Source organism: Streptosporangium nanhuense (genome assembly GCF_059358815.1).
On record NZ_JCADBG010000002.1, the window covers coordinates 297481 to 318029 of the forward strand.

Below are 20549 nucleotides of genomic sequence, written 5' to 3' on the forward strand. Positions count from 1 at the left end.
GCGGAGGTGAGGGAGACGCCTGTTACTCCGGTACAGGTGACCGGCACGGTGCTGACGACGCGCCGCGTCGACGCCTACCATGCGCTGACCGTGGTGGCGCCCGGCATCGCCGAGCGCTTCCGGCCGGGCCACTTCGTCGGGGTGGCCGTCGGCGGGGCGCGGACGTCGATGCTGACGCGCCGCGCCTTCTTCGTCCACGACGTCAAGCCCGACTACGGCGGCACGGTCGAGTTCGTCTTCTCCGTACGGGGTCCGGGCACGGCCTGGCTGGCCGAGCGCCGCGCCCGCGACACCCTCGACCTGGTGGGCCCGCTCGGCCGCCCGTTCCCGCTGCCCAGGGATCCGGTGACCTGCGTCCTGGTCGGCGCCGAGCACGGCTCGGCGACGCTGTTCACCGTGGCCGACGCCCTCCAGGGGCGCGGCTGCCGCGTCGACTTCGTCCTCGGCGGGGTCTCCGCCGACCGGGTGTTCGGCGCCCTGCGCGCCAGGAGGATGGGGGAGACCACCACGCTGACCACCGAGGACGGCTCCCTTGGCATGCGCGGCCGGGTGACCGACGTGCTGCCCGGGGTGATCGCCGACGTGCGGGCCGACGCCGTCTACGCCTGCGGCCCGATGCCGGTGCTGCGCGGCGTCACCGCGGTGGCGGTCGAGTTCGACATCCCCGTCCAGGTGGCCGTCGAGGAGGGCATGGCGTGCGGGATCGGCGTGTGCATGACGTGCGTGCTCCCGGTCATCGGCGACGACGGTGTAACCCGGATGGTGCGCTCGTGCGTCGAAGGACCGGTCTTCAGGGGCGAGCGCGTCCGCTTCGACGACGTCGGGACGATCCCGTTCGACGCGCTGGGAGCGCCCGGTGGGGGAACGCGGAATGCCGGTTGACATGCGGACGTACCTGGGGCACGTGGAGCTGGTCAACCCCGTCACCACGGCCGCCGGGTGCGCGGCGTCGGGCTCGGAGCTGGCCCAGTTCTTCGACCTGGCCAGGATCGGCGCGCTGACCACCCGATCGATCACGATGGCCCCCAGGGCGGGCCGCCCGACCCCCAGGATGGCCGAGACGCCCTCGGGCATGCTCAACGCCGTCGGGCTGCAGGGGCCGGGCGTGGACGCCTTCCTGGAGCGCGAGCTGCCCTGGCTGGCCCAGCGGGGCGTGCGGACCGTGGTGTCCATCGGCGGCGGCACCGTGGCCGAGTACACCGCGCTGGCCCGCAGGCTCACCGACGCGCCCGGCGTCACCGCGGTGGAGGTCAACCTGTCGTGTCCCAACATCGAGGACCGGGGCAGGGTCTTCGCCCGCGACGGCGCGGCCTCCGCCGAGGTGATCGCCTCGGTGCGCTCGGTCATGCGCTACGACGTGCCCGTGGTGGCCAAGCTCTCGCCGGACGTCGTGGACATCGTGAGCGTCGCCCGCGCGTGCGTGGACGGCGGCGCCGACGCGCTCTCGATGATCAACAACCCGCTCGGCATGAGCATCGACACCGAGGCCATGCGCCCCGCCCTCGCGGCCGTCACCGGCGGCCTGTCGGGACCGGCCATCCGCCCGCTGGCCGTACGCTGCGTGTGGCAGGTCCACGCGGCCCTGCCCAGCGTGCCCATCATCGGCATGGGCGGCGTGCTGACCGGCAGGGACGCCTTCGAGCTCATCCTCGCCGGCGCCTGCGTCGTCGCCGTGGGGACGGCGCTGTTCCACGACCCCTACGCCTGCCTGCGCATCCTCCGCGAGCTGGAGGAGATCCTGGCGGCCCGGGGGTTCCACCGGCTGGCCGACGCGGTCGGACTGGCCCACCGCCCGCCGGGGGCGTCCTCCCGGCACCGGATAGATCTTGAGGAGAGTTCCCTGTGACGCCCGCACCCATCGCCGTCGCCCTCGACGCGCCAGACCTCGAGACCGCGGCCCACTGGGCGAGCTTGGTGACCCCGCACGTCACGACCGTCAAGGTCGGGCTGGAACTCTATCTCCGCTACGGCCCCGACGTGATCGCCTCCGTCCGGGGGGCGAGCGGGGTGCGGGTCTTCCTGGACCTGAAGCTCCACGACATCCCCAACACCGTCGCGGGCGCCGCCAGGGCCGTGGCGCGCCTCAAGCCCGCCATCCTGACCGTGCACGCCACCGGCGGCCCCGCGATGATCCGGGCGGCCGTGGAGGCCATGCCCAACACCCAGATCGCGGCGGTGACGTTGCTCACCTCGCTCTCGGAGGCCGACCTGGAGCAGATGGGCGTCAACGGCCCCGCCGAGGACGCCGTGCGCCGCCTGTCGGCGCTGGCCGTCGCCGCGGGCGCCCAGGCCCTCGTCTGCTCGCCGCGCGAGGTCGCCGCGGTGCGCGCCGAGGTCGGGCCCGGCATCACCCTCATCACCCCCGGCGTCCGCCCCGCCGGCGCCGCGAGCCAGGACCAGGCAAGAGTAGCGACTCCCGAGCAGGCGCTGGCCGACGGGGCCGACCTTCTCGTGATCGGCCGCCCGATCACCGGCTCCGCCGACCCCGGCGCGACGGCCGCGGGCATCGCCGCCGCCCTCAGGCGCGTCTCCGCCGCCTCGGGCCGGAGTGCCTGACGCGGTCCGGAAACCCGCCGGGCGCCGCGCGTGGCGCGCCCCGGAGAGCCGCGTGGCGCCACGGGGCGCCACGGGGCGCCGCGTGTGAACCTGTCGGGCGTCATGTCCGGTGCGGCCCGGAAGCCGTAGGGCGCCGCACGTGGTGCTTGCCGGGCGTCGCGTGTGACGCGGTCCGGAAACCTGTCGGGCGCCGCGCGTGATGCGGTCCGGAAACCCGTTCGGCACCGCGCGTGATGCGGTCCGGAAACCCGTTCGGCGTCAGGTGTGGCGCGCCCCGGAGCCGTGGAGCGCCGCGCGTGGCACGGTCCAGAGGCCGCGGGTGTCGCGGGTGGCGCGCCCCGGAGGCCCGTGGGGCGCCGCGCGCGGCGCGGTCCGGGGCCGCGGGCGTCGCGGGTGGGGTAACGCCGGGAACCACCCGGTTTCGCGTGTGAGGGGACGCCGGGGAGCGCCGGGCGTCGCGGGTGAGACAACCCCTGAAAACTCGGCGTTGAGGGCAGTTTCGTCAACGTAGAGCGATGTGGCAAGCACGGAAAGTCACGAAGTAGATTTTCTAGGGGGATAAAGTGGCCTTGACGTTGCTTGAAGCGCCATGACCAGCTAGTTTCCCTTCCCGTCCGAGTACATCGACAGGAAATTCGAGGTGACCCGGCGTGGCTCTTCCTCCCCTTACCCCTGAGCAGCGCGCCGCAGCCCTAGAGAAGGCTGCCAAGGCCCGCCGAGAGCGTGCCGAGGTGAAGAACCGCCTGAAGCACGGTGCGGTCTCTCTGGCTGAGGTGCTCAAAGACGGGCAGGCCGACGACGTCATCGGCAAGATGAAGGTTTCGGCCCTTCTCGAGTCGCTTCCCGGCGTGGGCAAGGTCCGCGCCAAGCAGCTCATGGAGCGGCTTGGAATCGCAGAGTCCCGCCGCGTGCGGGGCCTGGGTACGAACCAGCGAGCTTCGCTCGAGCGTGAGTTCGGCGGGGCCGAGAGCTAGTCTCGGTTCATACGACCACGCTCGCCCCGCATGGGGGACGGCATCACGGGGGGTTTGGAGTGACCGCAACGTCGTGGTCCGGCGAGAGCCGGACTCCGGAGGCAACCGCCGAGGGCGGGGCCGGTCGCTTCACATCCCCAGCCGGAGGTCCGGAGGGGGCGCGAGCCTTCCCCGGACTCCCGGCCGGCAAGCGCCTGACGGTCCTGTCCGGGCCGTCGGGCGTCGGCAAGTCCACGGTCGTCGCCGAGCTTCGGCGGGCACACCCCGAGGTGTGGCTGTCGGTCTCGGTGACCACCAGGAAACCCCGTCCGGGGGAGACCCACGGCGTCGAGTACTTCTTCGCCGACGACGAGGAGTTCGACCGCCTCGCCGCCTCGGGCGAGCTGCTGGAATGGGCCGAGTTCGCCGGCAACCGGTACGGAACCCCGCGCGGCCCCGTGATCGAGAAGCTCGACGCCGGGGTGCCCACGCTGCTGGAGATCGACCTCCAGGGCGCCAGGCAGGTCCGCGCGACCATGCCCGAGGCGCTGCTGGTCTTCCTGGCCCCCCCGACCTGGGGAGAGCTGGAGAAGCGCCTGCGCGGCCGGGGCACCGAGCCCGAGGACGTCATCGCCCGCCGCCTGGCGGCCGGCCGGATCGAGATGGCGGCCGAGCAGGAGTTCGACCTGACACTCGTCAACACGTCCGTCCAGGGCGTATGCCATCGGCTGATAGCCTTGTTGGCTGATGCTCCCGAGGATTCGCGCCTCGGACGTTCACCTAGCTAGGGGAAATCACACGTGGCAACCAGCGCCGCCTACTCCGAAGGCATCACCAACCCATCGATCGACGCCCTGCTCGACATCGTCGACAGCAAGTACAGTCTCGTGATCTTCGGCTCCAAGCGGGCGCGTCAGATCAACGCCTACTACTCCCAGCTCGGCGAGGGCCTGCTGGAGTACGTCGGCCCGCTCGTCGAGACCCACGCGCAGGAGAAGCCGCTGTCCATCGCGCTGCGCGAGGTCAGCGAGGGCCTGCTGACCTCCGAGCCGATCGAGGGCTGAACCACCTCGTGCGGGCCCCAGAAGAAGCCGGGTCTCCCGGCAGACCCAGGGTCGTCCTCGGTGTGAGCGCGGGCATCGCCGCCTACAAGGCGTGCGAGCTGCTGCGCCTGTTCACCGAGTCGGGCCACGACGTGCGCGTGGTCCCGACCAGGGAGGCGCTCCGTTTCGTCGGCGAGCCGACCTGGGCCGCGCTGTCCGGCAACCCGGTCACGACCGACGTCTGGGAGTCCGTGCACGAGGTGCCGCACGTCCGCATCGGGCAGGGCGCCGACCTGGTGGTCGTCGCGCCGGCCACCGCCGACGTGCTCGCCAAGGCCGCCCACGGGCTGGCCGGCGACCTGCTGACCAACACCCTGCTCACCGCGCGCTGCCCGGTGGTGTTCGCCCCGGCGATGCACACCGAGATGTGGGAGCACCCCGCGACCCGCGCCAACGTGGCCACGCTCCGCGAGCGCGGCTCGATCGTCGTCGACCCCGCCGTGGGCCGCCTGACCGGCGCCGACACCGGCCCCGGCCGGCTTCCGGACCCGAAGGAGATCTTCGAGGTCTGCCGCCGTGTCATCGCCGGACGCCCCGCCGACCTGGCGGGGCGGCGCCTGGTGATCTCCGCGGGAGGCACCCGCGAGGCCATCGACCCGGTCCGCTTCATCGGCAACCGCTCCTCGGGCCTGCAGGGCTACGCGCTGGCCCGCACGGCCGTCGCCCGCGGTGCCGAGGTCACCCTGGTGGCCGCCAACGTCGCCCTGCCCGACCCGGCGGGGGCCAGGGTCGTCCGGGTCGAGTCGGCCCTGGAGCTGCGCACCGCCGTGCTCGACGCGGTGGAGGGCGCCGACGCCGTGGTCATGGCCGCCGCCGTCGCCGACTTCCGGCCCTCGGCGCGGAGCGGATCGAAGATCAAGAAGACCGCCGGCGAGCCTGACGCCATCCATCTCGTGAAAAATCCCGACATCCTGGCTGAGCTGGGTGAGCGGCGCCGCGAAGGTCTCAAGCCGTACCCACGGGTGATCGCGGGATTCGCGGCCGAGACCGACGACGTGCTCGCCAACGGGCGGGCCAAGCTCGCCCGCAAGGGCTGCGACCTGCTCGTGGTCAACCAGGTCGGTGACGGCCTCGCCTTCGGCACGCCCGACAACGCGGCCGTGGTCCTGGTCGCCGACGGGGAGCCGGTCGACATCCCCCGCGGCCCCAAGGAGGCCCTGGCCGACACGGTCTGGGACCTCGTCGCCGCGCGCCTGGCCTGACCACTCGCCGCGGGCGCCTCCCGGCGGGTCCCGGCCATTTCTTGCGGTGGGCCGGCTCCGGCGGGTCCTGGCCGCTCGCCGCAGGTCGTCCTTCGACGAACCCTGACCGCTTGCCGCAGGTCGTCCTCAACGGATCCTGACCGCTTGCCGCAGGTCGTCCTCAACGGATCCTGACCGCTTGCCGCAGGTCGTCTCCCGGCGGGTCCCGACCACTCGCCATGGGCCGGATCCGGTGGGTTCCCGGCACTTGCCGCGGGCCGTCTCCCGGCGGATACTGCCTCCGAGATGACCTGCGTTGTCGCGGCTGGGAGGGGTTCCGATCATGCCGGTCGCCGCCGCCGTCAGGGCTCGATGCCGGGCGCTGCTCCCTCCGGGTGAAGAGATCCACTACGTCCTGCCCGCGCTGTCGGTGGGAACCCCGGTCATGGCGACCTTCCTCATCGTGGTCACCGACCGCACCATCTGCGTGCTGTCCACCAAGTTCTTCGACCGCGACGCGCCGACCTCGGTGTACGCCACCCACTCCCGGCGCACCCGGCTCGGCCCCCTGGAGTTCTCCGCGGGCGCGGCCATCGAGTTCGGCGGCATGGTCTTCGAGATCGACGAGGAGTACGCCGCGGTGGTCGCCGCCGCCGACGCCGAGGTCTTCGCCCCCGAGACGCTCCCTCCGGACCCTCTGCCCGATTTGTGAGCTAATTTCCGCTTTAGTGTGATTTTCGTTTGTGCCGCGTTCGAGCCCTCCTCGCGTCGCGGGCACACGCGGCCCCGGCCCGGATCTCGGTGAGCGGAGGTTCTTTCCCGTACGTGATCTGAGACTTTAAGGTGACATGATCTGAGACGATTTCGCGGCTCCACATCAGGTGGGGCTAGAATTCGCGGAGCGCTACTGGCGTCCGCCGACGCCAGAGCCCCCAGACGCCAGCAGCCGCTGCATGAGGAGCCACTGACTTGTCCCGTCGCCTTTTCACCTCCGAGTCGGTCACAGAGGGCCACCCGGACAAGATCGCCGACCAGATCAGTGACGCGATTCTCGACGCCATGCTCAAGGGTGACCCCAAGAGCCGTGTCGCGGTCGAGACACTGATCACCACCGGCCAGGTCCACGTCGCCGGAGAGGTGACGACGGAGACCTACGTCGACATTCCCGGTCTCATCCGGGAGAAGATCCTTGAGATCGGCTACGACGCCTCGCACAAGGGCTTCGACGGCGCCTCCTGCGGCGTGTCGGTGTCCATCGGGGCGCAGTCGCCCGACATCGCCCAGGGTGTCGACGACGCCTACGAGAACCGCGAGGGCGAGGCCGGCGACGAGTTCGACCGCCAGGGTGCCGGCGACCAGGGCCTGATGTTCGGCTACGCCTGCCGCGAGACCCCCGAGCTGATGCCGCTGCCGATCCAGCTGGCGCACCGCCTCGCCGAGCGCCTGTCGCAGGTCCGCAAGGACGGCACGGTGCCCTACCTGCGTCCCGACGGCAAGACCCAGGTCACGGTCGAGTACGACGGCGACAAGCCCGTCCGGCTCGACACCGTGGTGGTCTCCACCCAGCACGCGGCCGAGATCGACCTCAAGGAGATGCTCGCTCCCGACATCAAGGAGCACGTGGTCGACCCGGTCCTGGCCGGCCTGGAGATCGCCACCGAGGGCTACCGCCTCCTGGTCAACCCGACCGGCCGCTTCGAGATCGGCGGCCCCATGGGCGACGCCGGCCTGACCGGTCGCAAGATCATCGTCGACACCTACGGCGGCATGTCCCGCCACGGCGGCGGCGCCTTCTCCGGCAAGGACCCGTCCAAGGTCGACCGCTCGGCCGCCTACGCCATGCGCTGGGTCGCCAAGAACATCGTGGCCGCCGGTCTGGCCGACCGCGCCGAGGTCCAGGTCGCCTACGCCATCGGCAAGGCCCACCCGGTCGGCGTGTTCGTCGAGACCTTCGGCACCGAGAAGACCGACGTCGAGAAGATCCAGCAGGCCGTGCTGGAGGTCTTCGACCTGCGTCCGGCCGCGATCATCCGCGACCTCGACCTGCTCCGCCCGATCTACTCGGGCACCTCCGCGTACGGTCACTTCGGCCGCGAGGGCTTCTCCTGGGAGTCCACCGACCGCGCCGACGCCCTGCGCAGCGCCGCCGGTCTCTGACCCGCACCGCGTCTTTCCCGAACGGCCCCCGTGATCTCCTTCACGGGGGCCGTTCGCGTTTCCGGCCTCATCTCGCCCGGCGGGATACCGGATCACGACCGCCGAAGTGTGTCCCTCGACAATGGGTGATATCTTTCAAGGCTTTGATTGATATCGTCGATGACGATCTTCATCAACGTATAACGCGAAGGGCCCGCCGCACCGGCCGCTCCATCAACGCGACCGCCGGGGAGATCCTCGCCCACGGCGTCTCCGACGAGGCGCTGGACGCCCGGGCGGAACTTCGCGCCCGAGCGCGAAGGCTCGGGGTGCTTGCCGAGCGCCGCCCCTCTCCTCCCGTGACCGAAGCCGACCGGGAGCGTGCGCTCGCGGCCACCGAGGGCGTGGGACCGGTCCTCGGCGACCTCTGGGCGGAAGGCCGCTGACCCCGTGCTCACCTACGTCGACTCCTCGGTCCTGGCCTGCGCCTACCTCCGCGACGAACCCGGTCACGACCGGGCCAGGAACCTCCTCGAAGACCCCGAACACCTCCTCGTCACGAGCACCCTGACCGTGGTGGAGGTGACCGGGGTGCTGGTCCGTGCCTCTCGTGCCAGGCGACTGCTGGAACTGGACACCAGGCTTGCCATACTGGCGGCAGACCTTGGAGAGAACGGCCCGGTCACGTTGCTGAGCGCTCCGCGTGACGCCGTGGAACGCCGGGCGGTGGAGATCGTCCACACCCATGCCATTCATGCGCTCGACGCCATGCACCTCGCCACCGCAGGACTTGGTTTCACCTCCGTCTAGAAGACCGGGGAACGTGCCCCGAGGAGACATCACAGCAAGGTCTTGACTGGGCTTCTAGGGCCCGGAGGCCATGCTCCAACCCGGTTGCAAATCATGTCCAAGGGGTGTCGCCTAACGTCTCCCTGGACGTTAGGCCGGGGGCGTCCGGGTATCGAGACGCGTACGCAATACGCGCCTCGGTTCCCCCCGGCTTTCCATGGCGAAGTATCAAGGAGCATCCCATGCAGATCGGATATACAGTCCCGCAGTACGGCGCCTTCGCCGACCCGGATTTCATCCGGCAGGCCAGCACGGATCTGGAGGCCATGGGTTACAGCAGCCTGTGGGCGGGGGATCGGATCATGGTGCCGCTCGCACCCAGCGATCCCTACCCGGGAGGAGACGGCGAGATCCCTCCGGCCTTCGCGACGTTCTTCGACCCGCTGACCGCATTGACGCTGGCCGCCGTCAGTACTCGGGAGGTCCGGCTGGGAACCAGCACGCTCAACGCGCTGTGGCAACCGCCGGTCCTGCTCGCCCGCATGCTGACCTCGCTCGACCTGCTCAGCCACGGACGGCTGGACGTCGGCATCGGTCTCGGATGGCTGCGTGACGAATACACCGCGACCGGGGTGCCCTGGCAGGGAAGGGGAGACCGGCTCGAAGAGACGCTCGACGTGATGGAGGCCGCCTGGAGCAGTGAGGTTGTCGAGCACAAGGGCACGCTGTGGACCGTGCCGCCGTCGCACATCGACCTCAAGCCCTTCCAGCGGCCGCGCCCCCCGATCCTGCTCGCCGGTTACACGCCCTCGTCCATGGAGAGGATCGGCAGGCGGGCCGACGGCTGGCTGAGCGCGGCGATACCCATGCCCTATCTGACCTCCCTGTGGGATATGGCGCTGCAGGCCGCGGCACGCGTCGAGCGGGACCCGTCGGCCCTGCGAATGGTGGTGCGCGTCAATCCGAAGATCACCGATTCTCCCGCGCCCGACGACCAGGTACCGCACGCCGGAACCGTGCGGCAGATCGGTGACTACTTGCTGACCCTCGCCGAGGCCGGTGCCCACGAGGCGTTCGTCGACCTGCAGACGACGACGTCCTCGCGCGATCAGTTCATGGACGTCGCGCATGAGCTCATCACCAGGCTGCACGCCGGCTGAGCTCGCCCGTCCAGCCCACGCTGGCACCGTGGCACCGCAGGCGCATCCGCGTCCCTTCCTTGTCAGGCCGTTTTCGACAAGACGCCGGAGAGCCGGCCGGCGGAACTCCGTCCGTGCGGCCCGCCCTGTGGATCCGGAGCCTCCGACCAGCTGAACATCCGAACTTCGAGCAGGCCCTGAGTGCTCATGACGGCCCGTTCGTCATGAGCACTCGGGGGATGCGGGGTGCTTCTCGCCGGTGAACTGGGCCCAGACGGCGTGGCCGTGGGACCGGGTGCCCTGGCAGCCGACCCGGGAGGCGAGGGCGACGACCAGGGGAAGCCCTCGGCCGCCCTCGCGGAGAAGGGTGGGGTGGAGGAGGGTGGGAACGGCGCCCTGGCCGGAGTCGTAGACCGTCACGCGGGTGACCTCGGGCCTGCGGACGACCTCGACGACGAACGTGCCGTACGGCCGTCCGCTCGCGGTGTGGCGGATCGCGTTGGCGGCGAGCTCGGCGACGACCTGCTCCGCGTCCTGGCCGAACGGGGAGTCGACCAGGAGAAACCGGACGAAGCGTCGAGCCTCGGGAACCTGGGAAGGGCGGCCCGGGAAGGTTCGCCGCCAGGTCATGCCGCCGGGGCGGAGCCGCACCATCGCCTCGATCAGCTCCGGGGCCACGCCGTCGTGGGTGGTGGTCATATGGCCTCCCCTGGTCAGGGGAAAATCGTTGACAGAACAGTGGCCCAGCGCTCCCGTGCGGTAGCCCTCCGGGACGCCGACGGCCAGATGCTCCGCGCACAGCGGCTCTGACCTGCGAGAACGCCACACCCGACGGTCGAGGATCCCCACTTCCCCCACGGTCTGTCATTCTCCGTGATCGTGCGCATACGATCCGTGTGTGCTCGGAGAAGGGGGTCGAGGATGCCCGGAGAGGGACACCGGATCCTGCTGGGATGCAGACGGCGCAGTGAGGCATTGCGGGCCTGCCGCCTCACGTTCGACCAGATCGCCGACGTGTTCGCCCTCGATCACCAGGTCAGCCCGCTGCGGCTGCACCGCTATGCCCAGGGGCGCACGGCGGGCGACGTGGTGGCCGCCTACAACGACCTTGACCCGGCGGGCACCGCAACCCTGCGTGCCGCGCGCTTCTACGACTACGAGGCCTGGCCGCAGGCCGGGCGGCGTCCCGGCGCCGGGGCGGTCGCCATCTTCGCCCGCGTCTACCAGACCACCGCCCGCCGCCTGGTCACCGACGAGGTCTACGCCTCCTACGGGGTGCGCGACCGCGACCTGATCGACCAGACGGATCACCGTCACCTCGACGCGCACTACCGCCGCGAGGTGTCCGCACCGGCCGTCCCGGGCACCAAGGGAACGAAGGCACTTCCCCCACTCGTTCCCGCGCCCGCCCGCTGTGCCGACCTGCTGCGCGCGGTCGGCGCAGAGGAGGCCGACGTGAAACGCCGCGAGCTGCTCTTCGAACTCGCCCTGCTGCTGGGCGGGACCCCGGCCCTGGGCCTGCTGCGCCACCTCACCCCGCCGGAACGGGAACGCCTGGCCGCGGCCGCCCGGCACCAGAGCCCGATCGACGCGGCCACCGTCGACGTGCTGGAACGGCTCACCGCCCGCCTGTGGACCATGGACGAGTCATCGGGCCCCCGGCGGATCCTGCCGGTCGCCGAGGCCAAACGCGCCATGGTCGACGACCTCCTCAAACGGGGCTCCCTCACCCCGGCCCTGCGCGAACGCCTGCTCCGCGTTTATTGGAGCCTGAGCCACATGACGGGCTGGTGTCACTACGACCTGATGGATTACGCGAATGCCACCCGTCGCTACGGAGAGGGGCTGGCGGCAGGTCATGAATTGAGTGATCCAGCACTCTTGGCCCATCTACACGGGCTGATGGCTGACATGGCGATTTTTCAAGCCAAGCCGACCATGGCAATGGATCATGCCTTCGCGGCCGAGGGGTGGGCCAAGAACAGCGGCAACGGACTGCAGCAGGCGGCGACCTTCTCAATCGTCGCCCGGGTGCTCTCGAATACGCGACGTGACGGGGAAGGGCTTCGGATACTCGATCGTGCCGTCAGGCTGGCGGACGGAAGCCGGAGCGGAGCGGAACTCCGGCACCTTTTCTGGCTCGAACCGGATCGCATCGCTCGCCACGCCGTGTTCTGCTTCATCAAGGCCGGACAGTTCGATCGGGCGATAACCGAAGTGGAGCAAAGACTCGCGAAGATGAGGCCCGGTTTCGTCCTGGGCAAAAGCATGCTTCAGCTCGAATATGCGACCGCGCTCATCAAAAAGCAGGAGATTCCGGCGGCCACCATCATGATCGACAAGGCCGCACAGTTCGTCGTGGGGCACAGTTCCGCCCGTTTGGTCCACTCCGTACGGCAGACTCGTGCTCGGCTTCAGCCGTGGGAGGGCAACAAGCACGTCCGGGATCTGGATGAACGGTTGCGGTTGCTGTCCATCCCCGTTTGACACATTCCGGCACTTTTCCCGGTGATCGCTTGATTATCGGACATCATTGAACCTGGGCGAGGTTGGCCGACGTGAACGGAGATTTCCACGATGCATCTTGCTTCCGCTCGTGCCGGATCAGTTGTGATCGCCGTCTTGGGGACCCTGACTCTGGGCGAGTGTTCGTCTGATCCGCCTGGGCCGACGGCGGCTCAGGCGGAGGCGACGTTGAAGACCGACGTCGACTGGCTGATGAAGCTGCTTCATGCGAAAGACGTCAAAGTGACGGATGCGGGGGGAAGGGACATCCCCTGCGGGGAAGGGAAGGCGAAGAGAACCTATGCCGTTAACGGTGTCAATACTTCTGGAATAGACGGTTCGGTCAACACGCTCAACATGTTGGCCGGCGGTCTGGGCAGGCGGGGCTACAAGGTTTCTTCCGTTGACTGGAACGCGCCGAGGGACGAGCTGGTGAAGAAGGAGGCGTACGTCAAAATAGTGGCTACATCTTCCCGTGAAAAAGATTTCGTGCTTTCAGGGGAAACGGAATGTCTGAGAATAAGTTGATGTCGGTCTCATCCGAACGGGACGGGTGTGTTCTGGGTCTTGTCCTTGGCGCCTCCGAAGGAAACGTCGAGCAGCGTTGCTGCTTCTCCGGCGGTGCTCAAATCGCCGCTCCCGGATCCGTTGCGGATCATCCAGTCGGCGAGGTTCTTCAGCGCCTTCGGGTCCTTGGCCAGCTTGTCGAAGGGGAGCAGGTTGCCGTCCTTCCCGGTGATGGGGGGCCGGCTGAAGGCCGGATCGTCCGGGGGCACCGGGTAGGAGAACCCGTAGCGCTTCAACTCGTGGAAGATCCAGTATTCGCGCCCGAGGGTGGCCAGGCGATTACGTTCCTTGAGAGTGTCCAGGCGGGTCTTGTCGAGGTCCTTGTGCGAGTCGACGGTTTCGCTCGCGGACTTGCCGATCAGCATCCAGATCAGCTCGCCGGCCGGGTCGAACGCCATGCTCGCGCCCGAGGCGTCCAGCGTCGCGGCGGCCAGTTGTGAGCCGCCGAATCCCGTGAAGTCGACTCCCAGGCCCAGGAGGAGGAAGAGCCGATCCCTCATCTTCTGGTCATACTCATCCATTTCCCCCTGAACCTCGTTCGCCGCGGCGAACTGCACGCCGGAGACGTAACCCAGGCTCGCGAAGGTTCTTCCGAGGTGCTTGATGCCCGCCCCGCGGTCCTTGGCTCCCGCCGCGTCCATGAGATGCCTGGAGAACCGGCCCATTCCCGCGTCGAACGGTTTCATCCGTTCCACCGAGTCGGCGAAGGTCTTGATGAAACGGTAGGTGTCGCCGGGGCTGAGGCGGAACTTCGGATGCAGGCCGGCGGTGAGTGTGGCGGTCTTCTCGAACGCGCTGTCCTTCGTCCGGTTGGCGTCCCCGGCGTCGGCGCCCTCGATGATCTCGGCGGCGTAGGCGCCCGCGAGCATCGACATGAAGATTCTCGCGCCCTTCGCCACTTCCAGCGGCTGCCCCTCCGGGTTGCGGAAGTCCGCTTCGGTCCGAAGGTTGCCCATCATCGTCATGGTGTTGAAGGCGAATCGCACCGCCTCGGGGCCGGGGGAGCGCTTCTCGAAGACACCGGATCCGGCCGCGAGCATCCGGCCGAACTCCTTCTCCAGGTCGAAGGCGATCGCGTCGTGTTCGTTGGGATAGAGCGAGACCTGCTCGTTGAGTCCGGAGAACAGGTCCCTGAGATCTCCAGGAGACAGGTCGTTGAACAGCGCCCTGGCCGTTTCCGGATTGTTGGCCAGAGCCGACAGGAAGTGGCTCAGGTCGGCGGTCCAATGTGCCGGAACCCTGCCCTCGGAGGCCTTCTGGACGCGAGGACGGACCACCTCGGCGAACCACCTGGCAGGGAACCTGCCGTGGCCGAGCACCAGGCCCAGGTCGGATCCCCGAATCTTTCCGAGGAGTAAGGGGTCGGGTGTCCCGAAGCGATGAGGGTCTCCGCGAGCTTCTCGCCCTCGTCGGTGGCGAGAGCACGCGTCGCGAGAGCCTTCTCGTCGAATACCGTGAACCCCTCGCCGCCGGGCCCAGGGGTGAGTCCCGGCAGGCCCGGTCCTGTCGGGCCCGCGGCCCAGTCCTCCAGGAGATCGGGCTCCTGGATCAGCTGGTTACGCCTGCGCAGTCGCGGTATCTCCTGGTCCAGCCAGCCTTCGATCTCGCGGATCCGCAGGGCCGCCGATCGGTCGACGTCCACCGAGGAAAGCGCGTTGAGGATTTTCGGGAGCTTCTCGCCCAGTGTCTTCCGCGCCTGCTCCAGCGACGCGATGAATCGCTCCATCAATTCCGGGTTGATTCCCGAGTATTCATCCGGAGATGACCCGTTTTCCGATGACGCGGGCGGTGTCGACCCCATATTGAAAGTCTCCTGCCGAAGGCGATCCACGTTTACTTTAAGCACCCGGATCGCAGTCTGATAGGAGTTCGATCGCCTGGGAACGTGGGCCACAGGTTCCGGCCTCTCGTACGGGCGACGGGCGCGGTGCGTGACGATGCGGGGAAACGGTGGCCGGTACAGGAGAAGCGCCGGTACAGGAGAAGCGTCGGTACGGGAGAGGAACGGTGGCCGGGAAAATCCGGTACGCGGGAGAACGCACGTCGGCCAGCCGCCTAATCTCTGCGTCATGTCCTCACCGTCTCCCCGCCTGCTGCTGCGCAACGCGCGGCTGGGCCCCGGCGGCCCGCTCCGCCACGTCCTGATCACCGGCGGCCGGGTCGCGGAGGTGGCCGTGGAGCCGCCCTCCTGCGACGAGTCGGTCAACGTGGCCGGCGGCACCCTCCTGCCGGGCCTGTGGGACGCGCACGTGCACTCCGCGCAGTGGGCGCAGGCCCGGCGCAGGATCGACCTGTCCTCGGCGCGGTCGGCGCGGGAGGCGGTCGACCTCGTCGCGTCGCCGCCCGGCGGGTCCGGTTCGTCCGGGGTGTCCGGCGGGTCCGGGTTCACGGTCGGCTACGGCTTCCGCGACGGCCTGTGGCCGGACACCCCCCACAAGTCGATGCTCCAGGTGGCGGCGCCCGACCGGCCGATCGTCCTGGTCAGCAACGACCTGCACACCGCCTGGTTCAGCCCGGCCGCGCTGGCGGCGATCGGCAGGGGCGAGCACCCGACGGGAGTGCTGCGCGAGCGCGACTGCTACGACGCGATGGCGGAGATGCCTCCGCCGCCCCGGGCGGAGCTGGACCGCTGGGTGGCCGAGGCCACCACCGCCGCCGCGGCCAGGGGCGTCGTCGGCGTGCTGGACTTCGAGTTCGCCGACAACGTCACCGACTGGACCCGCCGGGTCGGGTCGGAGCGGATCGACGTCCGGGTCGGCTGCTCGATCCCGGTGAACCGGCTGGAGGAGGCGATCGGCCGCGGGCTGCGCACCGGCGATCCCGTCGCCGGTTCGGGAGGCCTGCTGGAGGTCGGGCCGGTCAAGACGTTCGTGGACGGGTCGCTGAACACCAGGACCGCCTACTGCGAGGACCCCTACCCCGGCGACGGCGCGCGCGGGCTGCTGGAGACGGCGCCGGAGGAGTTGTACGGCGTCATGACCCTGGCCACCCAACACGGGATCTACCCGGCGGTGCACGCGATCGGCGACCTGGCGGTGGACATCGCGCTGGACGCCTTCGAGCGGGCCGGCTGCCCCGGCCGGATCGAGCACGCGCAGCTGGTCCGCCCGCAGGACTTCGGGAGGTTCGCCCGGCCCGGCCTGGTCGCGGGCGTGCAACCCGCCCACGCGCCCGACGACCGCGACGTGGCCGACCTGCACTGGCCGGGGCGGACCGCCAGGGCCTTCGCCTACGCCGACCTGCTGGCGGCCGGGGCCGTCATCGAGCTGGGCTCCGACGCCCCGGTGGCGCCGCTCGACCCGTGGGACGGGATCGCCTCGGCGGTGGCCAGGACCGACGACGAGCGGCCCCCGTGGCACCCGGAGCAGGCGATCCCGCTGCCGGTGGCGCTCGCGGCGGCGGCCAGGGGACGCGCCGGCGTACGTCCCGGCGACCCCGCCGACCTGATGGTCACCGAGTACGACCCGGCCGGGCTGGACGGCGACGGCCTGCGCGGCATGCCGATCCTCGGCACCATGCTCGGCGGCCGCTGGACCCACCGCCGCTCCATCTGATCCGCCCGGCCCGCTGCGGTGGCGATTCCGGCGGGCCCGGCCCGTGCCCTCCCGGCGCGGGAGCCGCTCACCTTCCCCGCCGCAGTCTGGGCGGGTGCCCGGGTCTGGTAGGACAGGTGGGTGACCCACGCCAGCCCCTCGCCGGACGACGACGCCCTGCTGCCGCTCGACGCCGTCCGCGAGCGGCCCGCGCCCGGTGGTCCCGCGAGGGCGCGGGCCGGGCGCGCCAGGGTCGTCAGGGCCGCGGGAACGGCCAGGACGGCGGAGGTGGCGGCGTCGGTCAAGGGGCCGGTCAAGCGGCCGATCAAGGGGTCGGCCAAGGGACCGGTCGAGGGGCCGGCCAAGGGAGTGCCGGAGCCGGCCGCCGAGCTGCCGGTCGCCCGGATCGTCGTCGACACGCCGCTGTCGCACCTCGACCGGTTGTTCGACTACCTCGTCCCCGCGCCCCTGGACGCCACCGCGGTGCCGGGCGTCCGGGTCCGCGTCCGGTTCGCGGGCAAGCTCGTCGACGGCTTCCTGCTCGAACGGGCGGAGAGCACCGAGCACGAGGGCAAGCTGACCCGCCTTGAGCGGGTCGTCTCCGCCGAGCCCGTGCTCACCCCGGAGATCTCCGCGCTGGCCCGCGCCGTGGCCGACCACTACGCGGGGACCATGGCCGACGTCCTGCGCCTGGCCGTCCCGCCCCGCCACGCCAGGGTCGAGGCCGAGACCCCCGCCATCGTCCCCCCGGACCCGGCACAGGCGGCGGGAACGGGAACGGGCCCTGGACCGTGGGCCGACTACCCGGAAGGGGAGGCGTTCCTGGCCGCCCTGGCGAAGGGCGGCTCCCCCCGCGCGGTGTGGACCGCCCTGCCGGGAACGGGGGAGAGCGGGCCCGGGTGGCCGGAGGCGGTCGCGGTCGCCGTACGGGAGACCCTGCGCGGGGGCAGGGGGGCTCTCGTGGTGCTTCCCGACGGTAAGGACGTGGCCCTGCTCGACGCGGCCCTCAGCGCCGTCCTGGAGCCCGGCGCGCACGTGGCGCTCACGGCCGACCTCGGGCCCGCCGAGCGCTACCGGCGGTGGCTGCGGGTGGCCAGGGGACAGGTGCGGGTCGCCGCCGGGACCAGGGGCGCGGCGTTCGCCCCTGTCAGGGACCTCGGGCTGGCGGTCATCTGGGACGACGGCGACGACCTGCACTCCGAGCGGCTCGCCCCCTACCCGCACGCCAGGGAGGTCCTCGCCCTGCGCGCCCACCGGGCGCGGGCGGGCCTGCTCATCGGGGGGTACGCCCGCACGGCGGAGGCCACCCAGCTCATCGCGGCGGGTTGGGCCGGGCCCATCGCCCCGGCCCGCGGGACGGTCAGGACCAGGGCGCCGAGGGTCCGCCCGGCGGGGGAGGACGCGGAGCTGGCCAGGGACGAGGCCGCCAGGGCCGCCCGGCTGCCCAGCCTCGCCTGGCGGACCCTGCGCGCCGGGCTGGAGAGCGGCCCCGTGCTGGTGCAGGTCCCCCGGCGGGGCTACCTGCCCGCGCTGGCCTGCCAGAGCTGCCGGGCGCCCGCCCGATGCGGGCACTGCGGCGGCCCGTTCGCGCTGCGCGCCGGCCACGTGGCCCCGTACTGCCGCTGGTGCGGCCGGATCGCGGGCGAGTGGCGCTGCCCGTCCTGCGGCGGTGCCCGGGTGCGGGCCCTGGTGATCGGTGCCCGGCGCACCGCCGAGGAGCTGGGACGGGCCTTTCCCTCGGTGCCGGTCAGGACCTCGGGCAGGGACGGGGTGCTCGCCACGGTCGGCGCGGGCCGCGCCCTGGTGGTGGCCACCCCGGGGGCCGAGCCGGTGCCCGAGGGCGGGTACGCCGCGGCGGTGCTGCTGGACGGCTGGGCGCTGCTCGGCCGCCCCGACCTGCGCGCCGCCGAGGAGACGCTGCGCCGGTGGATGAACGCGGCGGCCCTGCTGCGGCCCTCGGCCGAGCTGGTCGTGCTGGCCGACTCCTCGCTGGCCGCCGTGCAGGCTCTGCTGCGCTGGGATCCGGTCACCCATGCCGAGAGGGAACTAGCTGACAGGACAGAACTCGGTTTCCCCCCGGCGGTGAAAATGGCGACGCTCACCGGATCCCCGGCGGCGGTCAGGGAAATGCTCGGCGAGATGGCCCTGCCCCCCGAGGCACAGGTGCTCGGTCCCGTCCCGGTGGCCTCTCCCAAGGGGGACCAAGTGCGAGAACGCGCCATGCTGCGGATCACGCGAGGCTCCGGATCGGCACTGGCCGCGGCGCTGAAAGGGGCCGCCGGAGTACGCTCCGCGCGCAAGGCTCCGGAGGTGGTCAAGGTATGCATTGACCCTCTAGACGTGATTTGAGTTGTTTCCCCGATTCGCGGTGCTGGCAGTAAGCCGTTAATTTTCCCCTGTGTCGATCGAATGGGTGAATCGGGCCGTAGACGACCTGCGCGCGTGGGGGCGTGCGCACGGCCTGGACGTTGACGTGGACGAGGTACGGCTGCTCTGCGACTACGCGAGCGACTATCTGGACGTGAACGAGCTGGGTGACTTCACCCCCGTCGCCTTCGAGGAACTGCTGCTCAACATCTATCCGCGCAAGGTCATCGCCCCCCCCGGAGAGCGCCCCGGAGACCGTCGCCGCCGCCCGTACCCTGGTCGACTTCCTGCTCGCGACCGAGGAGATCGGCGGCAAGATGGCGGTCCGGATGAGGAGCGTCCTCGACCGGATCGAGCCCGAGATGCCCATCGCCCTCGCCGACACCTCCCGGTTCGGCATGGCCAAGAGCCTCTTCAGCGCGATGGGCGCCGACTCGCTGGAGCGGGCCACCGAGGGCGCCGAGAGCGCGATCCTCTCCGTCTCCGCGGCGACGGAGGAACCCGCGGTCGAGCACTGCGACTGCCCCGGCTGCTCGCCCCTGCCCCCCGTGCGCCTGGCGCCCCGCGAGGCGCTCGGCCACAGCGCCCTGCGGGTGCCGCTGCTCACCGACGCGCGCAGGCTGGTCCAGTGGATGCTCGCCGGGGGCCGCACCCCGACCGTCAAGGGCCGGCTCAGGGTGCGCGACGCCGCCGAGGCGACCGCCCAGCTCTCGGTGGCCGATCCCGGCCTGCTGTGGGAGCTCGCGGTGCACACCGGCCTGGTCACGGTCGAGGGCACCGCCATCTTCGACGGCGAGGACTTCGACCCGCTCGACATCTGGGCCGCGACGGTCGAGTTCGTCGTCGAGAAGGAGACCGGCGGCGCCGTGACGGGCGACGTCTCCCTCGACGAGGAGCTCTACGGCCTGTGCGACATGCTCTACCGCCTCCAGGCGCCCGTGCCGATCTCCCTCGTCAGCGACTACCTGGAGGAGATCGGCCTGGTCGAGGACGGCGAGATCGACATCCCAGAGGCCGTCAGGCGGCTCGCCTACTGCGGGATGGCCGAGGAGAGCGACGAGCTGCTGGAGCTCACCCCGCTGGCCCTGTGGGGGCTGCACGAGCTCTACACCGACCTGGGCATCGAGGCGCCCGAGGCGCCCGACCTGACCACCGCCGACGCGCCCGAGCTCATCGAGGGACTACTTTCCGGCATGCCCGCCGAGATGGCAGAGGCCGACATCGGGGGCTGGCTGGAGAACAGGACCCCGGTGCAGGCGGTCACCGAGCTGCTCGGCTCCGTCTCCGGCGCGCCCTCGGTCGCCAGGGGCGTCGCGGTGACGATCGTCGACCGCCTCGGCCCCGACGCCGAGGAGGCGGTGCGCGCCTTCCTGGAGGAGCCGGAGCTGCGCCCGCACGCCATCCACTGGCTGAGCACGCGAGGCCTGGCGGCCCCCGTCCTCACCCAGGAGGAGGTGCTCTGGATGAGCGTGGACATGCTCGCCCTGGCCATGCCCGCCGCCGAGGAGGATCCGGAGACGTTCGCCGAGAACATGTCCGCCTCCGGCCCCCCGTCACATGTGATCGAGGAGATGTGGCGGGTCGACCATCCCGAGGTCGTCGACGTCCTTGAGCTGCTCGGACGCTCCCTGAGAGATCACGGAGCGGCCAAGGCGGCCCGCAAGGCGGCTTTCAAGGCACGTTCCCGCGCCATCGGCTGAGCCGTGTATGCGTGAGGCGC

General features: G+C 70.7%; 20 protein-coding genes. 17 read left to right on the top strand and 3 right to left on the bottom strand.

Annotated features, from left to right (window positions below):
* Positions 1 to 6 precede the first annotated feature (6 nt).
* The 12 genes from AC5L38_RS06230 to AC5L38_RS06285 all read left to right on the top strand — a co-directional run bounded on the left by AC5L38_RS06230 (position 7) and on the right by AC5L38_RS06285 (position 9878).
* A complete protein-coding gene (locus AC5L38_RS06230; RefSeq protein ID WP_436756973.1) occupies positions 7 to 882 on the top strand; it encodes a dihydroorotate dehydrogenase electron transfer subunit in 876 nt (291 codons plus the stop codon).
* Positions 872 to 1846 carry a dihydroorotate dehydrogenase gene (locus tag AC5L38_RS06235; protein ID WP_389906824.1) on the top strand — a complete coding sequence of 325 codons (975 nt, stop codon included), beginning with the start codon at positions 872 to 874 and terminating at the stop codon, positions 1844 to 1846. Before AC5L38_RS06230 ends, AC5L38_RS06235 begins: the two co-directional genes overlap by 11 nt.
* Positions 1843 to 2556, top strand: a complete 714-nt coding sequence (pyrF, locus tag AC5L38_RS06240) for an orotidine-5'-phosphate decarboxylase (protein WP_495241786.1) — start codon at positions 1843 to 1845, stop codon at positions 2554 to 2556. Before AC5L38_RS06235 ends, pyrF begins: the two co-directional genes overlap by 4 nt.
* A gap of 650 nt (positions 2557 to 3206) precedes the next feature.
* Positions 3207 to 3530 carry an integration host factor, actinobacterial type gene (mihF, locus tag AC5L38_RS06245; protein ID WP_030909986.1) on the top strand — a complete coding sequence of 108 codons (324 nt, stop codon included), beginning with the start codon at positions 3207 to 3209 and terminating at the stop codon, positions 3528 to 3530.
* A gap of 194 nt (positions 3531 to 3724) precedes the next feature.
* Positions 3725 to 4297: a guanylate kinase gene (gene gmk / locus AC5L38_RS06250; RefSeq protein WP_472747588.1), complete on the top strand. Its 573-nt coding sequence runs from the start codon at positions 3725 to 3727 to the stop codon at positions 4295 to 4297.
* A gap of 12 nt (positions 4298 to 4309) precedes the next feature.
* Positions 4310 to 4573, top strand: a complete 264-nt coding sequence (gene rpoZ, locus AC5L38_RS06255; protein WP_030909981.1) for a DNA-directed RNA polymerase subunit omega — start codon at positions 4310 to 4312, stop codon at positions 4571 to 4573.
* An 8-nt stretch (positions 4574 to 4581) separates the two neighbouring features.
* Positions 4582 to 5814, top strand: a complete 1233-nt coding sequence (gene coaBC / locus AC5L38_RS06260; RefSeq protein ID WP_495241787.1) for a bifunctional phosphopantothenoylcysteine decarboxylase/phosphopantothenate--cysteine ligase CoaBC — start codon at positions 4582 to 4584, stop codon at positions 5812 to 5814.
* A 322-nt stretch (positions 5815 to 6136) separates the two neighbouring features.
* On the top strand, positions 6137 to 6505 hold the full coding sequence (locus AC5L38_RS06265) for a hypothetical protein (RefSeq protein WP_389906828.1): 369 nt from the start codon (positions 6137 to 6139) through the stop codon (positions 6503 to 6505).
* A 257-nt stretch (positions 6506 to 6762) separates the two neighbouring features.
* On the top strand, positions 6763 to 7950 hold the full coding sequence (gene metK, locus AC5L38_RS06270; RefSeq protein ID WP_495241788.1) for a methionine adenosyltransferase: 1188 nt from the start codon (positions 6763 to 6765) through the stop codon (positions 7948 to 7950).
* A gap of 143 nt (positions 7951 to 8093) precedes the next feature.
* Complete coding sequence (locus AC5L38_RS06275; protein ID WP_495241789.1) at positions 8094 to 8375, top strand: hypothetical protein; 282 nt, start codon at positions 8094 to 8096, stop codon at positions 8373 to 8375.
* A 4-nt stretch (positions 8376 to 8379) separates the two neighbouring features.
* Positions 8380 to 8739 (top strand): type II toxin-antitoxin system VapC family toxin, encoded by a 360-nt coding sequence (locus AC5L38_RS06280; protein WP_495241790.1) that lies wholly within the window; start codon positions 8380 to 8382, stop codon positions 8737 to 8739.
* 221 nt (positions 8740 to 8960) lie between these two features.
* A complete protein-coding gene (locus AC5L38_RS06285) occupies positions 8961 to 9878 on the top strand; it encodes a TIGR03619 family F420-dependent LLM class oxidoreductase (RefSeq protein WP_495241791.1) in 918 nt (305 codons plus the stop codon).
* A 201-nt stretch (positions 9879 to 10079) separates the two neighbouring features.
* On the opposite strand, the gene AC5L38_RS06290 is transcribed toward AC5L38_RS06285, so the two are convergent.
* Positions 10080 to 10556 (bottom strand): ATP-binding protein, encoded by a 477-nt coding sequence (locus AC5L38_RS06290; RefSeq protein ID WP_495241792.1) that lies wholly within the window; start codon positions 10554 to 10556, stop codon positions 10080 to 10082.
* 222 nt (positions 10557 to 10778) lie between these two features.
* On the opposite strand from AC5L38_RS06290, the gene AC5L38_RS06295 reads away from it, so the two are divergent.
* On the top strand, positions 10779 to 12344 hold the full coding sequence (locus AC5L38_RS06295; protein ID WP_495241793.1) for an NsdA family TPR-like regulatory protein: 1566 nt from the start codon (positions 10779 to 10781) through the stop codon (positions 12342 to 12344).
* A gap of 207 nt (positions 12345 to 12551) precedes the next feature.
* Positions 12552 to 12890, top strand: coding sequence for a hypothetical protein (locus AC5L38_RS06300; protein ID WP_495241794.1), 339 nt, complete (start codon positions 12552 to 12554; stop codon positions 12888 to 12890).
* Positions 12891 to 12898: 8 nt separating this feature from the next.
* On the opposite strand, the gene AC5L38_RS06305 is transcribed toward AC5L38_RS06300, so the two are convergent.
* Both AC5L38_RS06305 and AC5L38_RS06310 read right to left on the bottom strand, forming a co-directional pair.
* Positions 12899 to 14206, bottom strand: a complete 1308-nt coding sequence (locus AC5L38_RS06305) for a hypothetical protein (RefSeq protein ID WP_495241795.1) — start codon at positions 14204 to 14206, stop codon at positions 12899 to 12901.
* Positions 14140 to 14655, bottom strand: coding sequence for a hypothetical protein (locus AC5L38_RS06310; protein ID WP_495241796.1), 516 nt, complete (start codon positions 14653 to 14655; stop codon positions 14140 to 14142). Before AC5L38_RS06310 ends, AC5L38_RS06305 begins: the two co-directional genes overlap by 67 nt.
* Positions 14656 to 14998: 343 nt before the next feature.
* Here AC5L38_RS06310 and AC5L38_RS06315 point away from each other — a divergent pair, with 343 nt between their 5' ends.
* From AC5L38_RS06315 to AC5L38_RS06325, 3 genes are all read left to right on the top strand, one after another.
* Positions 14999 to 16483 (top strand): amidohydrolase, encoded by a 1485-nt coding sequence (locus AC5L38_RS06315; RefSeq protein WP_495241797.1) that lies wholly within the window; start codon positions 14999 to 15001, stop codon positions 16481 to 16483.
* Positions 16484 to 16603: 120 nt separating this feature from the next.
* Positions 16604 to 18811, top strand: a complete 2208-nt coding sequence (locus AC5L38_RS06320) for a primosomal protein N' (RefSeq protein ID WP_495241798.1) — start codon at positions 16604 to 16606, stop codon at positions 18809 to 18811.
* Positions 18812 to 18996: 185 nt separating this feature from the next.
* On the top strand, positions 18997 to 20529 hold the full coding sequence (locus AC5L38_RS06325; protein WP_495241799.1) for a hypothetical protein: 1533 nt from the start codon (positions 18997 to 18999) through the stop codon (positions 20527 to 20529).
* Positions 20530 to 20549 lie beyond the last annotated feature (20 nt).